This window comes from Gemmatimonadaceae bacterium, assembly GCA_020852815.1.
Classification (GTDB): domain Bacteria; phylum Gemmatimonadota; class Gemmatimonadetes; order Gemmatimonadales; family Gemmatimonadaceae; genus SCN-70-22.
Map to the genome: position 1 here is coordinate 1 of JADZAN010000038.1, position 19455 is coordinate 19455.

At 69.1% G+C, this 19455-nt stretch carries 11 protein-coding genes; 3 read left to right on the forward strand and 8 right to left on the reverse strand.

Translation table 11 applies throughout. The annotated features are described in order from the left end of the window. Positions 1 to 726: 726 nt before the first annotated feature. The 3 genes from metX to IT359_18410 all read right to left on the reverse strand — a co-directional run bounded on the left by metX (position 727) and on the right by IT359_18410 (position 4103). Entirely contained in the window at positions 727 to 1758 is a 1032-nt protein-coding gene (gene metX / locus IT359_18400; GenBank protein MCC6930968.1) for a homoserine O-acetyltransferase, read from the reverse strand. 81 nt (positions 1759 to 1839) lie between these two features. Further along, entirely contained in the window at positions 1840 to 3162 is a 1323-nt protein-coding gene (locus IT359_18405; GenBank protein MCC6930969.1) for an O-acetylhomoserine aminocarboxypropyltransferase/cysteine synthase, read from the reverse strand. Between the two features lie 293 nt (positions 3163 to 3455). Then, a complete protein-coding gene (locus tag IT359_18410; GenBank protein ID MCC6930970.1) occupies positions 3456 to 4103 on the reverse strand; it encodes an SGNH/GDSL hydrolase family protein in 648 nt (215 codons plus the stop codon). A gap of 512 nt (positions 4104 to 4615) precedes the next feature. Between IT359_18410 and IT359_18415 the strand changes: the two genes are divergently transcribed. After that, the gene (locus tag IT359_18415) at positions 4616 to 5668 is read left to right on the forward strand and encodes a hypothetical protein (protein ID MCC6930971.1); all 1053 of its coding nucleotides are present in this window, start codon (positions 4616 to 4618) and stop codon (positions 5666 to 5668) included. Positions 5669 to 5781: 113 nt separating this feature from the next. Here the strand turns inward: IT359_18415 and IT359_18420 are convergent, their stop codons facing one another. Continuing rightward, on the reverse strand, positions 5782 to 7200 hold the full coding sequence (locus IT359_18420; GenBank protein MCC6930972.1) for a diguanylate cyclase: 1419 nt from the start codon (positions 7198 to 7200) through the stop codon (positions 5782 to 5784). A gap of 191 nt (positions 7201 to 7391) precedes the next feature. Here IT359_18420 and IT359_18425 point away from each other — a divergent pair, with 191 nt between their 5' ends. After that, positions 7392 to 7949, forward strand: coding sequence for a DsrE family protein (locus IT359_18425; GenBank protein MCC6930973.1), 558 nt, complete (start codon positions 7392 to 7394; stop codon positions 7947 to 7949). A gap of 59 nt (positions 7950 to 8008) precedes the next feature. On the opposite strand, the gene IT359_18430 is transcribed toward IT359_18425, so the two are convergent. Together IT359_18430 and IT359_18435 are read right to left on the reverse strand one after the other, a co-directional pair. Next, the gene (locus IT359_18430) at positions 8009 to 10705 is read right to left on the reverse strand and encodes a DUF3372 domain-containing protein (protein MCC6930974.1); all 2697 of its coding nucleotides are present in this window, start codon (positions 10703 to 10705) and stop codon (positions 8009 to 8011) included. 63 nt (positions 10706 to 10768) lie between these two features. Next, positions 10769 to 12832 (reverse strand): carboxypeptidase regulatory-like domain-containing protein, encoded by a 2064-nt coding sequence (locus IT359_18435; protein ID MCC6930975.1) that lies wholly within the window; start codon positions 12830 to 12832, stop codon positions 10769 to 10771. A 304-nt stretch (positions 12833 to 13136) separates the two neighbouring features. Here IT359_18435 and IT359_18440 point away from each other — a divergent pair, with 304 nt between their 5' ends. Next, the gene (locus tag IT359_18440) at positions 13137 to 13454 is read left to right on the forward strand and encodes a helix-turn-helix transcriptional regulator (protein MCC6930976.1); all 318 of its coding nucleotides are present in this window, start codon (positions 13137 to 13139) and stop codon (positions 13452 to 13454) included. A gap of 2464 nt (positions 13455 to 15918) precedes the next feature. Here the strand turns inward: IT359_18440 and IT359_18445 are convergent. After that, on the reverse strand, positions 15919 to 18801 hold the full coding sequence (locus IT359_18445; protein ID MCC6930977.1) for a zinc-dependent metalloprotease: 2883 nt from the start codon (positions 18799 to 18801) through the stop codon (positions 15919 to 15921). Between the two features lie 119 nt (positions 18802 to 18920). Continuing rightward, the gene (locus tag IT359_18450) at positions 18921 to 19427 is read right to left on the reverse strand and encodes a hypothetical protein (GenBank protein MCC6930978.1); all 507 of its coding nucleotides are present in this window, start codon (positions 19425 to 19427) and stop codon (positions 18921 to 18923) included. Positions 19428 to 19455: the final 28 nt, after the last annotated feature.

Sequence of the window (19455 nt, forward strand, 5' to 3'; positions counted from 1 at the left end):
GTCGAGCTTTTCCATCGCCGGCGTCGTACGCGACCGCTCGGGCGCGACGCGAGGACAAATGGATCCCAGCTTGCGCTGGGAAGGTGGGGGTGCGTCCCGGCTTGCGCTGGGAAGGTGGGCGTGGATCCCAGCTTGCGCTGGGACGGTAGGGGTGGTGCTGGCACTCACTCCTACCTCTAATCGTCCGCAGCTCTTCCTCCGTGTTTCCTCCGTGAACCTCCGTGTCGAGCTTTTCCATCGCCGGCGTCGTACGCGACCGCTCGGGCGCGACGCGAGGACAAATGGATCCCAGCTTGCGCTGGGAAGGTGGGGGTGCGTCCCGGCTTGCGCTGGGAAGGTGAGCGTGGGTCCCAGCTTGCGCTGGGACGGTGGGGGGTGGTGCTGGAACTCACTCGTGCCTCTAATCGTCCGCAGCACTCCCTCCGTGTGTCCTCCGCGTTTCCTCCGTGGACCTCCGTGTCGAGCTTTTCCATCGCCGGCGTCGTACGCGACCGCTCGGGCGCGACGCGAGGACAAATGGATCCCAGCTTGCGCTGGGAAGGTTGGGGTGCGTCCCGGCTTGCGCTGGGAAGGTGAGCGTGGGTCCCAGCTTGCGCTGGGACGGTGGGGGGTGGATCCCAGCTTGCGCTGGGAAGGTGGGCGTGGATCCCGGCTTTCGGCGGGACGGTGGCCGGTGGTTCTGGCACCCCTAGTGCCTCGCAGCGTGCGCGGCGACGGCGGACGCCCCTACCCCGCGAGAATCCGTTGCACCTGGTCCAGCTCGATCAGGAACGCGTCGTGACCGCAGGGTGAGGTGATCTCGCGGTAGTCGGCGTTCACCCCCGCGCCGCGGTACGCGGCCACCCACGCGCGCACTTCGCCCGCGGCGTAGAGGATGTCGGTATCGACTCCCACGCCGGTCACTCGGCGCACGCGCCGTGCGGTTTCGGCGGCAGCTTGCCCGTAATCGCCAACGGAGTGCGAGTCCATGGCGTGAGTCAGGAGCACGTAGCTCCTGGCATCGAAGCGCTCGACGAGCTTCTCGCCGTGACGCCGCAGGTAGCGGTCGACCTGGAAGTCGTTGGTGACAGGGTGCCGTGCTCGAGCGAAGCGCTCGTCGAACTCGACCTTCGAGCGGTAGGTGATCATCGCGATGGCCCGCGCCGCGGCGAGTCCGGCGGCCGGCGGGTCGTCGGGCCGCGGAGACCCGTCGCGCCAGCGGGGATCGGCCTCGATGGCCATGCGCTGCGCCACGTTCCAGGCAATCGCCTGGGGCGAGGTGCGCGCCGGCGCGGCGAAGACGACCAGGTGGTCGATGGGCATGGGCGAGAGGCGTCCCAGCTGCAACGCGACCATCCCTCCCAGCGAGGCCCCCGTGACCAGCGCGAGGCGCTCCACGCCAAGCGCCTGCAGCGCACACACCTGCGCACGCGCCAGGTCGGCCGTCGTCAGGCGCGGGAAGGAGATCCCGTCATCAAACGGCGGCGTGCAGGGCCCGCTCGAACCGTAGCAGCTCCCGAGCAGGTTCATCGCCACCGCCGGACGCTGCGTGGTGTCGAGCGGCTGCCCTGGGCCAATCACCCCTTCCCACCAGCGATCGGCGTCGGCGCTCCCGGTGAGCGCGTGGATCACCAGCGACCACCCCTCCTGGCGCCCCAGGGCCGGATCGCCCCACGTGCGCACGCGCACACGCGCCTGCGGGATGGTCTGGCCCCCCTCGGTGCGGAAGTCGCCGAGCAGGACGTCGAGCGTCTCGGTTGCAATTGGTTCGTGGATCATGGAAGGCTCCTCGACCAGGCGCCGGTGCGACGCGCCACGACCGCGCGCCACGACAGCGCGCCGCACCGGTACCGGCGCTCGCTACCGCGCCGCCCCCGCCAGCGCCGGCGCGTCGCTCGTGGTGGCCGCGCCTAACGCCTGGTCCAGATCGGCGATCAGGTCGTCGATGTGCTCCAGCCCCACCGAAAGCCGGATGAGCTCCGGCGTCACACCGCTCGCACGCTGCTGCTCGGGCGTGAGCTGCTCGTGCGTCGTCGAGGCGGGGTGGATGACGAGCGACTTCGCATCGCCGACGTTGGCGAGCAACGAGAACAGCTTCGTGCGATCGATTAGCGCACGCGCCGCCGCGTGCCCCCCCTTCACCCCGAAGGTGAGCACGCCACCGAATCCTCCCTTGAGGTAGCGCACCGCGTTCCGGTGCTCGGGGTGCGACTCCAACCCGGGATACGACACCCACTCCACGCGCGGGTCCTGCTGCAGCCAGCGCGCCACGGCGAGCGCGTTCTCCGAGTGGCGCTGGATGCGTAGCGGAAGCGTCTCCAGCCCCTGCAGGAAGAGGAAGGCGTTGAACGGCGAGAGCGCCGGCCCCAGGTCGCGTAGCAGTTGCACGCGCAGCTTGATGATGAAGGCCAGCGCACCGAACGCCTGCGTGTAGACGAGGCCATGATACGACGGATCGGGCGCGGAGAACTCGGGGAAGCGCTTGCGCGCCTGCTCGCTCGCCCAGTCGAACTTCCCCGCGTCGACGACGATGCCACCAATCGACGTCCCGTGCCCGCCGATCCACTTGGTCGCCGAGTGGACCACGATGTCAGCGCCGTGGTCGATGGGGCGCGCGAGGGTTGCGGCACCAAACGTGTTGTCGACGACGAGCGGGAGCCCGGCCTGGTGCGCCAGCGCCGCCAGTGCCTCGAAGTCGGGGACGTCGAGGCGCGGGTTGCCGATCGTCTCGACGTAGACGGCACGCGTGCGATCGTCGATGGCCGCGCGCACCGCCGCGAGGTCGTGGATGTCGACGAAGGTGGTCCGGATCCCCCACTTGGGGAGCGTGTAGGCCAGGAGGTTGTAGGTCCCGCCGTAGAGCGTGCGCGAAGCGACGATGTTGTCGCCGGCGCGTGCCAGGTTGAGGATCGTCAGCGCCTCGGCCGCCTGTCCGCTGGCCACCGCCAGCGCCGCCGCCCCACCCTCGAGCGCGGCCACGCGCTTCTCGAAGACATCGTTGGTGGGGTTCATGATGCGCGTGTAGATGTTTCCGAACTCGCGCAGGCCGAAGAGGTTCGCCGCATGTTCCGTCGAGTTGAAGACGTAGCTCGACGTGGCGTAGATGGGGACGGCGCTGGCGTTCGTGGCGGGGTCGGGCGCCTGCCCGGCGTGGATGGCGTCGGTCTCGGGACGGTACGACATGCGGAAGCTCCTCGACGGCGATGACAAGTCTCCCCTGCGCACCGTGCGCAAGGGACTCGATGATGAGAGGAGCGCCGATTGTCGGGAGTCCCGCCAAACGAAAAACGCCCCTCGGCACTAAGCGCGAGAGGCGTTCCCTCGGCGCTTTAGCTCTTTGGTTCGGGCTGGTGCCCCGGCGGGAGCAAGTGGCCATAAATCCATCCGCCGTGATCCTAGAGTATCCGGTCGACCTCCGTGCGTCAAGTGGGGACGACGCGAGGGGGGCATGCCCGACGCGTCGTCACCGGAGGCCGCTATGGCCTTCGCAGCGCCTCCCGGATTGCCGGCTCCACCAGCGACGCCATCAATCGATAGCCCGCCTCGTTAGGATGCACGCCGTCGTTGGCCAGATCCTCCTTCATCCCCTGTCGCGCATCGGCCATTGGCGTGTGATAGTCGAGGTACACCGCGCCATGGCTCGCGGCGTATCGCTTGATCCACGCGTTGAGCGCCACGATCCTGGGCGCCGGCTGCAATCCAGGCTTCCATGGATAGTCCCACACCGGAAGGACCGACGACAACACGACCTTGATCCCGTTGGCGCGGGCCACCTCCGCCATCGACGCCAGGTTGTCCTCGATCATCTCCAGCGTGGAGGGGCCGGTGTTGCCAGCGATGTCGTTCGTCCCGGCCAGGATCACGACGACGGCGGGCTTGAGCGCCACGACGTCCTGCCGGAAGCGGACGAGCATCTGCGGCGTGGTCTGCCCGCCGATTCCGCGCCCTACATACGGCTTGCCGGGGAAGAGCGTGGGGAACAACGGCGCCCATCCCTCGGTGATGGAGTTGCCCATGAAGACCACGCGTCGCTCGCCGGACTTGGGAGCGCCAAGCGCCGCGTTCTCATCGCGGTAGCGCGCGAGGTTGGCCCAGTCGTTGTGGACGCGCTCTTCGTCTGTCATGCGCTTGGGGGTGGAGGGCGCCGCGGCGGGACGCGCCTGAGCTTCGGCCGGCGCGGCAGCGAGCGCGACCCAGGCGAGCGCGACCCAGGCAAGCGCGACACAGGCGGCCGCCACGGCGAGTGCGCGCGTGGGGCAGATGAAGCGGATGGTGCGCACGACGATGGCGATACGAACGGGTGCAGGCATATGAAGGAGTCGACGATCGTCTGGAAACACTCGCGTTGCAGCCGACGGCCTGTCCAGCCGCTGCAAAGACAGCCCGCTCGGCCGTTGGCCGCCCAACAAACGGCCCGCTCGGCAGCGCGGCCGCCCGTGCGACAGCGAACAGACCGCGCCGCGCGGCGGGATCGCCGAGAGCCCGCTGGCGAGCGTCCCCAAGCTGTCGGCGCCGGCGACCGCTCGACAGGGGCGCCGCCCCCATCCATCGCCGCACCCTCGAGCGGACAATCCCGATGAGAATGCAACTCAGGCCCTCGGGGGTACGTAGTATTCTCCGAGAGCTACCCTACCCCATGTTCTCCACCTGCATCTTCTGCAACAAGCCGCTCGGTCGCAACGAGTCGATCGAGTCGTTCCCCGTGGGCGAGCGCCTCGCCTTCGATCCCGCGCGCGGGCGACTCTGGGTCGTCTGCCGCTCGTGCGAGCGCTGGAACCTCTCCCCGCTCGAGGAGCGCTGGGAGGCGATCGAGGAGGCCGAGCGCCTGTATCGCGACACGCGCCGCCGCGTGTCGACCGACAACATCGGCCTGGCCAAGCTCGCCGCGGGAACCACGCTGGTGCGTATCGGTGAGCCGCAGCGCCCGGAGTTCGCGGCCTGGCGCTACGGCGACCAGTTCGGCCGGCGCCGCAATCGCCAGTTGCTCATTGCCGGGGGCGGCGTGGCCGCGCTCGCTGGGCTCATCGCCGGCGGCGCGGCGGCCGGCGTCGCCATAGGCGGCTTTGGCTACCTGTGGGCCCAGGCAGGGCGCTTCGTGATTCACGGCTCGCCGCAGACGGTGGTCGCGCGCGTCCGTACGAATCACAACGGCGTGGTGGATGTGCGACGCCGCCACCTGGCCGAGTCTTCGATCAACCCGGCCAGCGACGGCTCGCTCGAGTTGCACCTGCGCTTCAAGAATGGCGCGGAGTCGTTCACGGGCCCGGAGGCGGAGCGCGTGGCGTCGATCATCCTCCCCAAGGTCAACCGTTTCGGCGGCAAGAAGGAGGACGTGGCCCGCGCCGTCCAGCGGATCGAGTCGGCGGGGAGTTCGGAGCGCTACCTGCGAGATGCCAGCCGCCAGGCGCAAGGCCTCATTGCCTCGATGACCGCCGGCGTCTCCCCGCGCAAGGTCAAGTCGCGACAGCAGCAGTTCAACAAGTACGGACTCTTCTCCCTTCCCGCACCGCAGCGCCTGGCGCTGGAAATGGCGCTGCACGAGGAAGCGGAGCGCCGCGCGCTGGAGGGCGAGCTGGCGCAGCTCGAGCAGGCGTGGAAGGACGCGGAAGAAGTCGCGGCCATCGCCGACAACCTCCTGCTCCCCGTCTCGGTCGACGCAGAGTTCAAGCGGCTCAAGGGCGAGGAATAGGAGCGCCTGCAAGCGCGCGCGCCCTCCCCGCTATCCCGCGGGGAGGGCGCGCTGCTTTTCGCGGGTTGTTGCCCGGACGCTGCCCGGTCGCTGCCCCGGGACTGCCGCTGCGCTCAGTCCTCGTGGACGACGACACGCCCCTTGCCGCCCTGCTTGGCGGCGTAGAGTGCGCGATCGGCGCGCGCCGTGATCTCGGGGAGCGACAGGTGCGACCCGGCGCCTAACGCGACGCCAACGCTCGCCCCCACCTGCAGCTCCGTCCCATCCACCGGGATGGGCTGCGAACACGCGGCAATGATCTTGTTGGCCAGCGCGACCGCACCCGTGCGGTCAGTCACCCCCATCTGCACCACCGCGAACTCGTCACCACCGAGCCGAGCCACCAGGTCGTCGCGACGGACGAGGCTCGCCAGCCGGCGCGAGATCACACGCAGCACTTCGTCGCCTGCAGCATGTCCATAGGCGTCGTTCACCGGCTTGAAGCGATCGAGGTCGATGTAGTGAAAGGCCAGGGCACCGCCGGCGCGCCGACGGTCGAGCACGGGGCGCTCGAAGGCGGCTTGCAGGCGACGCCGGTTGGGGAGTTCAGTGAGCGCGTCCGTTTCCGCATCGTGGCGCAAGTGCTCCAGGCGCGAACGCTCCGTCAGGTCCTGCAGCGCGCCCACCACCAACACGCCGTGCCCCACCTCACGCGCGCGCACGGTGGCGCGCAGCGCGACGCGGAACGACTCGCCATCCAGCCGGATCCCTTGCACCTGGATGTCGAAGGAGGAGCCAATGGCGCGGGACGCCACCAGCGCGCGCACCCTCTCGCGATCGTCCGTGGCGAAGCGCGCGAGGAACTGGTGCAGCGACGACGGGACCTCGGTGTGGTGCACCATGTGGAAGATCGGGGCGAACATCTCGTCGAAGGCGAGCAGGTCATCGTCCGGATCGTACTCCCACGCCGTGACCGCCGCGATGCGTTGCAGGTGACGGAAACGGTCCTCGAGATCGTGCAACCGCTCCAGCTCCTGTCGCGCCCGCACCAACTCCCAGATGCGCCGCCCCACGAGCTGTACCGCCGCCACGTCCTCGTCGTCGTACGGCTCGTCCTTGTTCCCCACGCCGATCAGCAGCCGTACGCGCCCCCCCTCCTCGATGGGAACTCCCAGGTGCCGCTGCAGCTCGACGTGCCCCTTGGGAAGGCCGCGCCGACCCGCGGCGGCGGCGTAGTCGTTATGCACCACCGCGGCACGCGTGCGCACACTGTCGGCCCAGATGCCGGCCTCGGCCACAGGATAATGCCGGTCGTACACCGCGGTGCAGAGCTGCAGCGTGTCCGTCGACCAGGTCCCCAGCTCGATCGTCGCCTCGTCGGCATTGAGGAAGTGCAGGTACGCGATCGTGCTGCGCGTGGCCCGCTGCGCCACGTTGGCGCCGCTGCGGATGATCTCGCGCTGCGTGCTTTCCCAGCCGATGGCGGCGAGTTCCGCCAGCGCCTCGAGGCGGGCCTTGGAGCGATGTGGGGAGATGGCGTCGGGGAGCGTCATGGAGCGCGGGCGCCGGGGGAAGGACTTCCAATGAGAAGTATCGCCAGCTGCGCCCCGTCTCGCATGTCGGGGTTCCCCCCGAATCGCTGCCAAGCCGTGACAACTCCGCCCCGCGGCTCCATCTTTCCAGTTCCCTTCGCGCTCCCGCCCGCCAGAAAATCGCTCCACATCCCCGAGCAGTTGGAGGTTTCATGCGTCGCTTCGTGCTCGCCGTCACCAACGCTCTCGCCCTCACCACTGCCCTCCTCCTCGGCGCCTCGTCGCTCGTGCGCGCGCAGGCGGGTGAGGCGCTCATCAAGCAACTCGGCGCATCGATCGCCGTCCCCAATCCAACTTTTCCCGCCGACAAGTCGCTCACGTATCGCATTGCCTGGAACGTGACCGATGCGCCGGAGAAGCCCGCGGAGATCGCGCCCGGCTTCCGCCGCCCGGCCAACTTCCTCACCATGACCGACGCCGAGGGCGTGCCGCGCGGCCAGGTGCACCTCGCGATCATCGTCTATGGGCCGGCCACCAAGTCGCTCCAGCTCAACGCGCACTACAAGGCGGCAACCAGCGCCGACAATGCCAGCATTCCACTGCTGGAGGCGCTGAACCAGGCGGGGGTGCAGGTCATCGTTTGCGGACAGGCACTCGCGCACCTCAAGATCCAGCGCGAGCAGCTCCTTCCGTTCGTGAAGGTGGCCACCTCGGCCACGATGGCGCGCGCAACGCTGGCGGCGCAGGGCTACTCGACGTTCGCGCAGTAGACACAGACGCTTCCCACGTTTGGAACGTCCGGCGGTGTGCGTGCCGCGCGCGGCGCCGCCTATTGCACCACGAAGACCACGGCGGTGCGCCCCGGGATGGTGAACCGTCCGCTCACCGCATCCACGCGCGCCCTGGCGGCACGCCGGTCGGCGGCGCGCACGCCGCGGTGTACGGGATGGAGCATCCAACGCTTGCGCGCATCCTCCGGCACCGTGAGCCGCTTCTCGTCAGGCGAGACGTTGATGAGGTACAGGACCTCGCGGAATCGCGCCCCGGAGTAGCCGGCGCCGTCGAGATGCACCGCGAAGACGGTCGGATCCTGCGACGGCCCCGTGTTTCGGAACTGCAGGCGCTGCTGCACGTCGGCGGTTGAGCGCAGGCGAAAGAGAGTGGAACTCGACCGTATGCGGAGCAGGTCCAGCGCGGCATCACGCGTCCAGCGAATGTCCACCGGGCGCGGCGCAATCGACGTGTCGGCCAGCACCGGGCGCATCACGGGCCAGTCACCCTCGCTGCGATGCGCCGGCGGGAGCCCGGAGCCAAAGCCGTTACTCGTCAGGCTCCAATCGAGGCGATTGAACCAGTCGCCAGAGTCGAACGAGTCCTTGTCCAGCGACTTGGAGCGGAGGATCTCGATCCCTGCGTGCAGGTAGGCAATCCCCTGGCTCAGCGCGACGAAGGCGATGCCCAGCAGCTGCACGCGCGCGCGCTCCTCGCGTGACGTACCGCGCGGGAGGCGCAGCGCACCCAGGTCGAAGAGGGTGAGGTTGTCGTGATTCTCGACGTAGTTCACCACTTCGCCCGGCTCCTGCGCGTAGCCCGCCGGTTGCCCGGCGTATTCGTACGCCGACATGGCACGCGTGACGCCGTCGCTCCCTTGCAGCTGGGCGTCACGCAGCGTCCCCGCCAGTCCGATGCGCGCCAGGTCGGCGCTACGGCGCAGCTCCGCGCTGCGATCGCGCGGCTCGGTGCTCCCGTTGGGGGCATAGTGCAGTCCGTTGAGCACCCCCTGGTTCTGCACCAGCGCCGCGCCGCCGTCGCAGCACCCGCCACCGCGCAGCGCGTCGCGCCCGCGGTCGCTGAACGTCGCGATCCCGCTGCCACCCAGCGATCGCTGCGACGCCTGCACAAAGCGCGCACCGTCGGCCACCTCGCCAAAGTTCCACCCCTCGCCCAGGAGCGGGATGTGCCGCCCGGCCGCCTCGTTCACCGCGAGCTGCAATGCCTCCATGGCCGCGCGCGGCTGGTGCCCCATGAGGTCGAAGCGGAACGAGTCGATACGGTAGTGCCGGGCCCACGTCGCCGCCGACTCGATCATCAGCTTCGCCATCATCGCGTGCTCGGTGGCCGTGTTCTCGCAGCAGGTGGAGTGCACGACCTTTCCGTCGCCATCCAGGCGGTGGTAGTAGCCGGGGACGATGCGGTCGAGCACCGCGCGCGCGTCCTGTCCAGCGGCAAAGGTGTGGTTGTACACCACGTCCATCCCGACGCGCAGCCCGGCGGCGTGCAGCGACTGGACCATCGCGCGGAACTCTCGCGTGCGTAGGAAGGGGTCGTCGGCGTCGGTGGCGTAGCTCCCTTCGGGGACGGTGTAGTGCCAGGGATCGTATCCCCAGTTGAAGCAGTCGCGTTCGCGCACCGCGCTCACGGCGCGCTGCTGCTCCTCGGCGTTTGGGGAGGCCGCCGGTATGACCGGCGTGACGCACCCCTTCTCGGGGACCGTGGAGAGGTCGTAGGCGGGGAGGAGATGAATGTCGGTAATGCCAGCCTGCCGCAACGCTCGCAGGTGGCGCATTCCCGCCGAGCGCGGCTCGGTGAAGGCGAGGTACTTGCCGCGCCAGGCGGCGCGCACGGTGGCATCGTTCGCCGAGAAGTCGCGGACGTGCAACTCGTAGACCGTGAGGTCGGTCGGGTCGGCGAGCGCACCTGGGCGTGGTGCGCTGCGCCAACCGACGGGCTGCGTGGCCAGGTCGTCGAGCGAGAGAAGGACGCTCGCCGCGGAGTTCGCGGTGAGTGCCACCGAGTAAGGATCGGTGACGCGATTGCGCACGATGCCGATTCCCGCGACAAGGACGTCGACCGCGTAGTGATATCGCGCGCCACGCACGTCGCCGTCGACGCGAGCGCGCCACGTCCCCGTGACGGTGTCGAGCGCCAGCGCCACCGCCGACTCTTCGCTGCTCGCGCCTGGCGACGACAGGCACAGCGTGACCGCGCGCGCCGTCGGCGCCCAGACCGCGACGCGCGCGCCTTGCCGCCCGTCAGCCACAAGAGTCGCGCCCAGGTCGCCCACGCCGGCCGCGGCGGCGTAGAGATCGTCGAGCGCGCCGGGAAGCTGGATCCCGGTGGCCGCGATCACACGCCCCTCCGCATCCTCGCGCACCAGGAGCAACTGGTCCCGCAACCGCGCCCCCTGCACGCCGCGCGCGCCATCGCCAAGCGTTAGGCGCGCCCCCGCCGGGACAAAGGCAAAGCGCGAAGCAATGGCCGATGGGAGCGCCGCCCCGTCGGGACCGAGCGCGATACGCTCGTCGCTCCCCTGCACCGGGGAGCCGACGTCGGCGCGCAGCGCCGCGGCTCGTGAGCGATACAGGGCGTACCGCCCCTCCGCCGGCGCGCCCGGCCATTGCAGCTGCGTGGCGCTGAGCCAGTAGGCGCGTGCGGTAGCGTCGCCACGCGCGGCGCGGACCAGGGTGTCGGCGGCGACGGCAGGACACGCCGGCGGTGGCGATTGTGCCGGCGTCGCGCGGGCCATGGCCAGGAGCAGCAACAATGGCAAACGGCGCGCGCTACCCCTCTGCTCCCGGCTCAAGCGGCGCTACCTCGCCAGCGGATCAGGCCGCAACTGGAAGTGGAAGACCTTGCTGGTCTGCCCGGCACCGCCCTCCATATGGAAGGGGGCGCGGGTACTGATGGTCGCCCAGAGCCCGCGTCCCTTCCAGCCAGCGTTGGGGTCGTCGATCCGCCCGTCGAGCCACTTGGTGTAGAACCCCACAGGGTACGGGACGCGCAGCACCACCCACTTTCCGTCCTTGAGGACGAGCAGCCCTTCGGCTGCATTCCCGGTGTTGATCGGGACGTTGCGCCCGAGGCCAAAGGTGTCGTGCTGGTCCACCCAGGTGTAGTACGAAGCTTCCACGCTCCCATCGTCGGTGACACCCTGGAACTGCGGCATCGGCTCCTTGTAGAAGGTCCACCCTTCGGGGCAGTGCTGACCCGTGGCGGTGGGGCCGTTGAGCGCCCCCTTGCACTTGCGCCGGTCGAACGATGCCATGTGCCCGCTCGCCATCGCCGCCCAGAACACACCATCGCGGTCGACGTCGCCGCCGCGCGGAGAGTAACCGGCCACCGGCTTCCCATCCTTCATTGGTGGCTCGAACAGCTCTGCGAGCGCGGTGGCGGGCGGGTTCGTTCCCGGCGATAACCTAACGAGCGCTCCGGGATAGCCCAGCGACGTCCCCCAGACGGAACCGTCGGGCGCCGGTGCCACCGAGTACAGCCCGGCGTTCACCCGTTTGTCCTTCGTCGGCTCGATTGGGCGCGTCGGCTCCACGTACTCGTCGCGCTTCCCGTTACCGTTGGTGTCGAGGATGAGCGCCGTCCACCCTTGCGATCCCTGCTCATCGAGTGTGGCGTCGAACTTCTTCGTGTCGAGCCAGCCGACCACCGGGCCGCCCCCGCTGGTCCACAGCGTGTTGTTGGCATCCTCGGCGAACATCAGGTGGTGTGTCCCGAAACAGGTGCTGATGTGCGTGAGCTTCTTCGTCGCGGGGTCGTACATGGCGAGATGCCGTCCGCTGCGCTGCACGGGAAACAGCCGAGCCGACGGGTGCAACGATCCGGCCTTGCACCAGTCGGGATTGTCCGACGGGCGCACCGCCGAGGTGATCCACACGCGCCCGCGCGCATCCATCATCGGATTGTGCACGTTGTTCCTCGACGTCCAGATCGCTTCCGTCCCCCAGAATGGCGACGGCTGGTCGGAGTCCTGGTTCGAGGCGGGGGGCGTTGACGGGTCGCGCACGGTGAGCGGGACGCGGCTCGCCGTGTTGGTCCTGGGGTCGAGGACGGGGAGATAGTCGGCGCTCAGCTCGAGGGCGCCATACATCTTGCCGAAGGCGTTCACCGTGGGGCGGCGCCGGTCGGTGGAGACGAGGTCGTGCAGGTACGCCTTGGGGTCGGCCCAGTCCCACTGGGTGATGACGACGTTGCGCTCGATACCCGCGGGGCGCGGCGGCGCCGGCGGGACCTCGCCAGCCGCAACGCGCGACGTCCAGTCGCCAAACATCGCCAGCGCACGCGATCCTCCCATGGACTGCACGGTGTTGGCCATCTGTCCCCCCGCCTGCCCCGAGCGTATGCGCCGCGCCCACGCCTCGGCGTGCGTGCCGAAATCGCCGAGCTGTGGCGGGATGGTGCGCGTTCCCCTGGTGCCAAGCTGGTGGCACGCCGTGCAGCCGCCGGACTTGATGATCCGGAGCCATTGCGACTGGTCCTTGATGATCGGATCGATCCCGTTCCCTTGCGCCCCCGTCCCGGGGAACTCCTCCTTGCCGGGGACGCGCAGCAGCGAGTACCAGTAGCCGGCCGGGTAATACTCCGCGGCGGCGCGCGCGTTAGGCGCGGGGACGGCGGTGAGGTCGAGCTGCTGTCCCGGCTTGGCGCGCGAACGCGGCGAGTCCACCAATCCGTAGCCGCGCACCCACACGTCGTAGCTGGCAGCGGGGAGGTCGGGGATGAGGTATCGCCCGCGGTCGTCGGTGACGACGATCTTGGCCAGGCGCGTGGGGAGGTCGCGCGTCTCGGCGATCACCCAGACGCCCCCTTCGGGGCCCGACGGGCCGGTGACCGTCCCCGCGATGTCGTCACGATCGATGCGCACGGGCTGTGCGCCAGCGCCATGGGGTGCGAAAGCGGCGCCTGAAGCGAGCAGGACGACGACGCTGGACAGGCATCGACGAGCAACGACGGGGTGCGACATGGCGACGACCTCGCGAACGGGCGAGCGCGACGGGACGGGAGGGGAGACGGCCACGTTGAAGCGTGGGGCAGCCGTTCGTCAAGCGACGGACGCTTCGCCCCCGTATAGTCGCCTTCCGCCGGGCACGATTTCGCACCCCCACCCCGCCTTGCGGGAGACCGATTCCGTATTTATTCGTACTTCCAGAGATAATACAGGAGCGAACATGGCACTCGGGGATCTGGAACAGTTGGTGATGCTGGCGCTGCTGCGCCTGGGCGAGGACGGCTTTGGCGCGGCGGTGCAGCGCGAGATCGCCGAGCGCTCCGGGCGCGACGTCACGTTAGGTGCCGTCTATACGGCGCTTGCCAGGCTGGAGGAGAAGGGCTTCGTGCGCTCGTACGTGGGCGACCCGCTCCCGCAGCGCGGCGGTCGCCGGCGGCGACACTACGAGGTCCGTCCCGAAGGGCGCGTGGCCATCGCCGAAGCCTGGCGCGCCATGAAGGCGCTCTCGCGCGGTCTCACCACGCAGCTCGATGGATGATGCCGGCCCCACCGCGTCTCGCCATCTGGCTCCTCGAGCGCCGCGTCCCCGCGCATGAGCGCGAGTACCTCGTGGGCGACCTGGTGGAGACCTTTCACGCCACGTGTGCAAACGCTGGCGTGCGCCAGGCGCAACGCCGCTTCTGGCGCGAGACGCTGGCCGCCTCGTTCCGCCGTCAGGACGACCCTAACGCGATCCCGTTCACGCGAGGCATCATGTCGGACATCGGTTTCCATCTTTCACTCGCCGCACGGCGCCTGCGCCGCTCACCGGGCTTCACCCTCACGGCGTCGCTGACACTCGCGCTGGGGGTGGGCGCGGCGTGCGCGATTGCAGCCATTGCGCGCCCGGCCTTGTGGGGGCCGCTCCCCTTCCGCGACGCCGATCGCATCGTCACGCTGCGTGAGGGGGGCCGGGGCGGGGCCGCCAGCCGCCTGGGGTTCCTGACCATGGCCGATCTTCGCGACAACACCCCCGCCCTTGCGGCGGTCGCGGCCGTCAGCGACTGGTCGCCGACCATGACGAGCGAAGGCGACGCCGTGCGACTGACGGGGCTCTCCGTCTCGGCGAACTTCCTTGACGTGATGGGGACGAGCGTGGCGCTCGGGCGCCCGTTTGCACCCGACGAAGACCGACCGAACACGAACAGGGTCGTCATCCTGTCGCACGGCATGTGGCAACACCGCTTTGGTGGCGACTCATCGATCGTGGGGCGCACCATCCGCCTTGGCGACGTCGAGCATCGCGTAGTCGGCATCCTCCCGGCGCGCGACGAGAGCGTCCTGCGCCCGGGCAGCGAGATCCTTCGCCCGCTCGGCTACGCCGACACCTCCAACTCGGCATGTCGCGACTGCCGTCACCTGCAAGCCGTCGCTCGCCTTGCCGATGGCGTCCCGCTATCGGCCGCGGTGCGCGACGTCGACCGCCACTTCGCCACGATGCGCACCGCCTACCCCGGCAAGTACGGGACCAACCAGATTGTCGTCACCCCGTTGCGTGACGAGCTGGTCGAGCAGACGCGCGGTCCGTTGCTCGCGCTGCTTGGGGCGGCGGCGCTCCTCGTGCTCATCGCGCTCGCCAACGTCACCAACCTCTTCCTGGCGCGCGGCATCCAGCGAGGGACCGAGGTAACCATCCGCGCCGCGCTCGGTGCCACTCGCTGGCGTCTCGCGCGTCACACGCTGCTGGAAGCGCTGCTCGTCTCCACGTTAGGCGGGCTGTTCGGCTTCGCCCTCGCCCACGCAGTGCTCGACGGGTTGCTTTCGCTGGCGCCCCGTTCGCTCCCACGACTCGACCAGGTGCGCCTCGATGCACCGCTCGTCGCCCTTGCCGTCTCGCTCGTCTTCGTCCTTGGCGCCGTGAGCGGACTCGTTCCCGCATTCTTCCTCCACACCTCGCGCATTCGGGAGCGACTCGTCACGACGGCGCGCACCGTCGCGCGCGGCGGGCACGACTTCGTGCGACGCTCGCTCGTCGTCTCCGAACTCGCGTTGTCGCTGCTCCTCCTGTTTGGGGCAGGGATCCTCGTGCAGAGTGTCCAGCGCCTGCTCGCGGTCGACGTAGGCTTCATCACCGACGACCGCATCGAGTTCTCGATCAGCGCGACCGGGACGAGCTTCGCCTCGGACGAGCTTACCTGGCAGCTCTGGCGCGAGGTGCTCGCCGGGGTGCGCGCCATTCCGGGTGTGACCTCGGCGGCGCTGACGTCGCAGCTCCCGCTGTCGGGCGACTACGACCGGTTCGGGATCCGTTGGGAAGATGCGTCGCTCAACCGCAGCGCGATGGACGGCGACGGATACCGTTTCGCCGTATCGGCCGACTACGCGCGCATCATGGGGCTGCGTCTCGTGGCGGGGCGGTTCTTCGAACCAGGCGACGTGGCCGGGCGCGACAGGGTCGCCGTGATCAACGAGTCGATGGCGCGGCGGCAGTTCGGTGACCGCAGCCCGTTAGGCCAACGCCTCCGCATGGGACCACCAGACGCGCCGTTTCGCACGGTGGTCGGCGTGGTCAGCGACGTGCGTCACCCCACACTCGACACGGAGGGGATCCCGGGACAGCTCTATCTTCCGATAGAACAGAACCCGTTCGCCGACTCATACATGCGCCTCGTCGTGCAGTCGCCGCTGGACGCCGAGGTGATCATCCGCCAGGTGCGCGACGTGATTCGCACGGTGAACCCCGCGGTCCCGATCGCCGAGGTGTCGACGCTCACTGCCCTCCTCGAGCGCGCAACGTCGCAGCGGCGATTCGCCGAGCGACTCTTCCAGTCGTTTGCGCTGGCCGCGCTCGTGCTTGCGGCGGTGGGAATTTTCGGCGTTTTCTCCGGGATGGTGGGGGAGCGCGTGCGCGAGATCGGGGTACGCTCGGCGTTAGGCGCGACGCGCGAACAGATCCTCGGTCATTTTCTATCGCAGGCGAGCGGGCTGGCGGTGACGGGGATCGTCATCGGCGCCGTGGGGAGCTACCTCATGGGAGAAGCGCTGCGCCCGCTCGCCTTCGGCATCTCGCCGCGTGACCCCATCACGATCTCCATCGCCGCGCTCGCGCTCGGCGTGGTCGCGCTGGCCTCGACGATGGGGCCAGCGTGGCGTGCGTCGCGGATCGAGGCGATGGAGGCGTTGCGAAGCGAGTGAGGGGCGGACGGGAGACGGGGGACGGGAGTGCGCGCGGCAGAGCCGCGCGCGGGGGGGGGCGATTGTGTGGGCTGTTTGCTGGCTTTAGAGCCGCTTTTCATCATCGACTTCGAGGCGCTTCCGCCGCCGCCGATCGGGTCGCCGGGGGGGAGCTGCAATGGCGGGGCGGGAATCACCTGCTCGGCGCGGTTCTCCCAGCGGCGAATGTCGGCCAGTGCCGCTGACTGCTGCGCCGTGCGCGCGGCGACGTCGATGCGCTCCAGGCGAAGGGCCAGCTTCCCCAGGCGGTCCGTGAGGACGGTGCGCGCGTCGGGTGAGACGTCGGCGCGGCTCCCCATTCGCATCAACTGGTCGATGACGACGCGCTGTGTGGTGCGCAGGACCTGCGCGCGATACCGGTCGCTGGGAACCGGCGCGTCCCACGTCACGGCGACCAGGCGGTCGACCACTTCCTCGAGCGAGGGGTAGTCGCCCATGCTCCCGTACGACACCAACCGCGTCATGCGTGCCGGGTGTAGGATCTCGCCCACGGTGAACGCCGCCGAGGCCTCGACAGCCGCAATCGGGTCGAACAGCACATCGCTGCGTCGGGCGAACGATTCGCCTTCCTCGTACCGGTCCGCCGGGGGCGGGATCATCTTCACGATGCGGTCAGGAAGGGCGAGGAAGTCGACCGAGAGTGTGCCGAGGATCGTCTCCAGTGCACGCCGTTGCTCGGCGCCCGCGATGATCGTGAGCGGGGGCTGCCCATCGCCGCGGATGGCGTTGGTGTAGTCGGCTCCCCCCAGCGACTGCACTGCTGCGCGCAGTTGGAATCGGTGATGCATGTACAGCGGGAGGAGGACAAACTCCAGCTTCGAGATCGGCTCCCCCGGGCGAATGACCTCCGGCCCGAACTTGTCGAGTCCAATCTGCCGGATGCGCATCTCCTCGACGAGCTGGTCGACGAGGTTGGCGCCGTTGTCCCACACCGAGGCGTACTGGTGCCCCGCGCCGATGAAGTTGTTGTTGGTGTAGCCCACGTAGCGCAGCCCGCGCTTGACGCCGGCGTCGGCAATGTCGCGCAGCGCCTTGGCTTCGTCGGTCCCGGCGGGGAAGTCCTGGTAGAGCCAGGTGACGGAGAGTTTGTCGTAGTCGCCGATCCCCGCCGCGTAGGCGTTGGAGAGGTCGATCCCTCCCTGTGGAGTGATGCGGGGGAGCGGGGCCGGGTAGTCCATCACCGTGGAGCGATTCTGCGCACTGCCGATGTAGTTGTGCGGAAAGCCTAACGTGTGCCCCACCTCGTGCGCCGAGAGCTGCCGCACGCGCGCCAGCGCCATCTGCAGCGCATCGCCCTTCTCCGCCACGGCAGCCAGGTACTCCACGCTCGGTGCATCCTCGAACTCGGCGTCGTTGTCGCCGCCACCAGGGCCGAACGGCGCGACCATCCCCACGCCGTGCAGGTAGTCCTGCCGCAGGCGGAGCGAGCCGAGGTTCACGTTGCCGCGCAGAATCTCACCCGTGCGCGGGTCCTCGACCGTCATCCCGTACGAGTAGCCGCGCGTGCGGCGATGGTTCCAGTGGATCAGGTTGTAGCGAATGTCGTCCGGGTCGGCGCTGTCGGGGAGGACGGCGACCCGGAACGCGTTGATGAAGCCCGCCGCCTCGAACGCCTGGTTCCACCAACTCGCCCCTTCCACGAGCGCGCTCCGCACCGGTTCGGGGATCCCCGGGTCGACGTAATAGGTGATGGGAGTGACGGGTTCCGACCTTGCGGCTGACGGGTTCCGCTTCTTGAGGCGGAAGCGTGACGCGAAGTGGCGGAAGATGTCCTGGTCGACGGGCTGCGCGAAGTCCATCACGTCGGGGCCGTTCACGCCGATGCGCGGATCGGAGAATCGCGGCGTGTAGCCGGCATCGGGGAGCGCGATGAACGAGTGATGCTGTCGCAGCGTCACCGCCTCACCCGTCGCCGCCACTCCCTGCACCAATGGGCCGGGGTTGCTGCTGGTGAAGGTGAGCAGCGCCTCGACCTCGGTGTTCTTCGGGAATGACTTGATGGCCGCCGGATAGAGCGTGCTGCGCGACGCGTCGAGCGAGAAGGAGCCCTGCCCCGATCGCGCCAGCGTCTGGATCACGCCGCGTGCATCGCGAAGGAAGAACGCGGTAGCATCCACCAGCACGCTGTTCCCGGTTTGGGCCACCACGTCGAAGCCCCAGTGCACCGACGGCGCGAAGGCATCGCGCACCGCCTCCACCTCGCGCGGGTTGGTGCTGTTGCGCGCCTGGAAGCGATAGTTAGGCTCGAGGAGGAGGACGCGCGGCCCCGTCTTCTTTGCCGCGAGGACATATGTCCCTCCCAACTGCCCGCGATCGATCCCCACCGGGTTGCTCCCCAGCCCCGACGCCATCGACACCTGGTAGAGGAACTCGGTGTCGAGATGGTCAATCTCCCAGTAGAGCCTGGCCGTCGCCTCATCCCAGTACAGGGTAAAGAAGCCGGGCATCGCCTTCATCCCCGCGGTGCGCTCGGCGATGGTGGGAACGGGCTTCGCCTGCGCAGCGAGTGCGCGAGCGCCGAGCGAGGTCGCAACGAGGACCAGGGCGACGAGGGCAAGGTCGGCGACGAGTCGCCGGACGGCGCGCGACGTGAGGCGATGCTGCCGCAGCGTGGAAGAACGATCCTGCATGCCGTGCACCTTGAGCGTGTGATGGAGGAGAGCCTGGCGCATGCGAACTCGAGCGAGTTGCACGCGCAGACGTTATCGCGACGCGGGGCGCCCCGCCATACGGCGAAGCGCCCCGCACCTGCATTCTCGCGCCCCCGGCGCCGCGGCCCGCCGAGTCCGCGCTAGCTCCCGCACTCCCCTGCGTTCACCGATGAATTTACCCCCCCGCTGGTCGCGCTCGCCGCCGTCGCGTCCACGATGTCGGCGGCGCGCGACTTGGGCAGCGTGTAGAGCGTCGATCGGTTCAGGTTTCCATCCGGATTGGTCAGGATGTCGAGGCAGGCCACGAGGTCCGAATGCACGAGGACCATCGGCGTGGTCCAGTAGTAGCTCGACCCGATGGTATGGAGGTAGAGGACGAGTCCACCGTCGGATCGCAGCGCCGCCGGCCGCACGATGATCTGGCTCTTCGAGTTCCCGCCGACCATGCCAAGGCGAACGCGCGAGCTGATGCCGGCGGAAGTCAGCGAGTAGATGTTGACGTCGAAGAAGCCGCTATTGCGGACATAGAGCGTGATGGGCGTGAGGACGGGCTCCGGCGCCTGGCCCTTGCCGCGGTGACACCCCACGCCCAGGGTGACCGCCGAGAGAATCGCCACCCCGAGGGCGGCGCGTTGTACCGTACGCATATCGTCGGCTCGTGGACGATGATGCGGT

What these genes read in the sequence shown, in the direction of transcription:
- metX (MCC6930968.1), bottom strand. Translation starts at nt 1,758, where the DNA reads ATGATCCACGAACCAATTGCAACCGAGACGCTCGACGTCCTGCTCGGC.
- IT359_18405 (MCC6930969.1), bottom strand. Translation starts at nt 3,162, where the DNA reads ATGTCGTACCGTCCCGAGACCGACGCCATCCACGCCGGGCAGGCGCCC.
- IT359_18410 (MCC6930970.1), bottom strand. Translation starts at nt 4,103, where the DNA reads ATGACAGACGAAGAGCGCGTCCACAACGACTGGGCCAACCTCGCGCGC.
- IT359_18415 (MCC6930971.1), top strand. Translation starts at nt 4,616, where the DNA reads ATGTTCTCCACCTGCATCTTCTGCAACAAGCCGCTCGGTCGCAACGAG.
- IT359_18420 (MCC6930972.1), bottom strand. Translation starts at nt 7,200, where the DNA reads ATGACGCTCCCCGACGCCATCTCCCCACATCGCTCCAAGGCCCGCCTC.
- IT359_18425 (MCC6930973.1), top strand. Translation starts at nt 7,392, where the DNA reads ATGCGTCGCTTCGTGCTCGCCGTCACCAACGCTCTCGCCCTCACCACT.
- IT359_18430 (MCC6930974.1), bottom strand. Translation starts at nt 10,705, where the DNA reads ATGGCCCGCGCGACGCCGGCACAATCGCCACCGCCGGCGTGTCCTGCC.
- IT359_18440 (MCC6930976.1), top strand. Translation starts at nt 13,137, where the DNA reads ATGGCACTCGGGGATCTGGAACAGTTGGTGATGCTGGCGCTGCTGCGC.
- IT359_18445 (MCC6930977.1), bottom strand. Translation starts at nt 18,801, where the DNA reads ATGCGCCAGGCTCTCCTCCATCACACGCTCAAGGTGCACGGCATGCAG.
- IT359_18450 (MCC6930978.1), bottom strand. Translation starts at nt 19,427, where the DNA reads ATGCGTACGGTACAACGCGCCGCCCTCGGGGTGGCGATTCTCTCGGCG.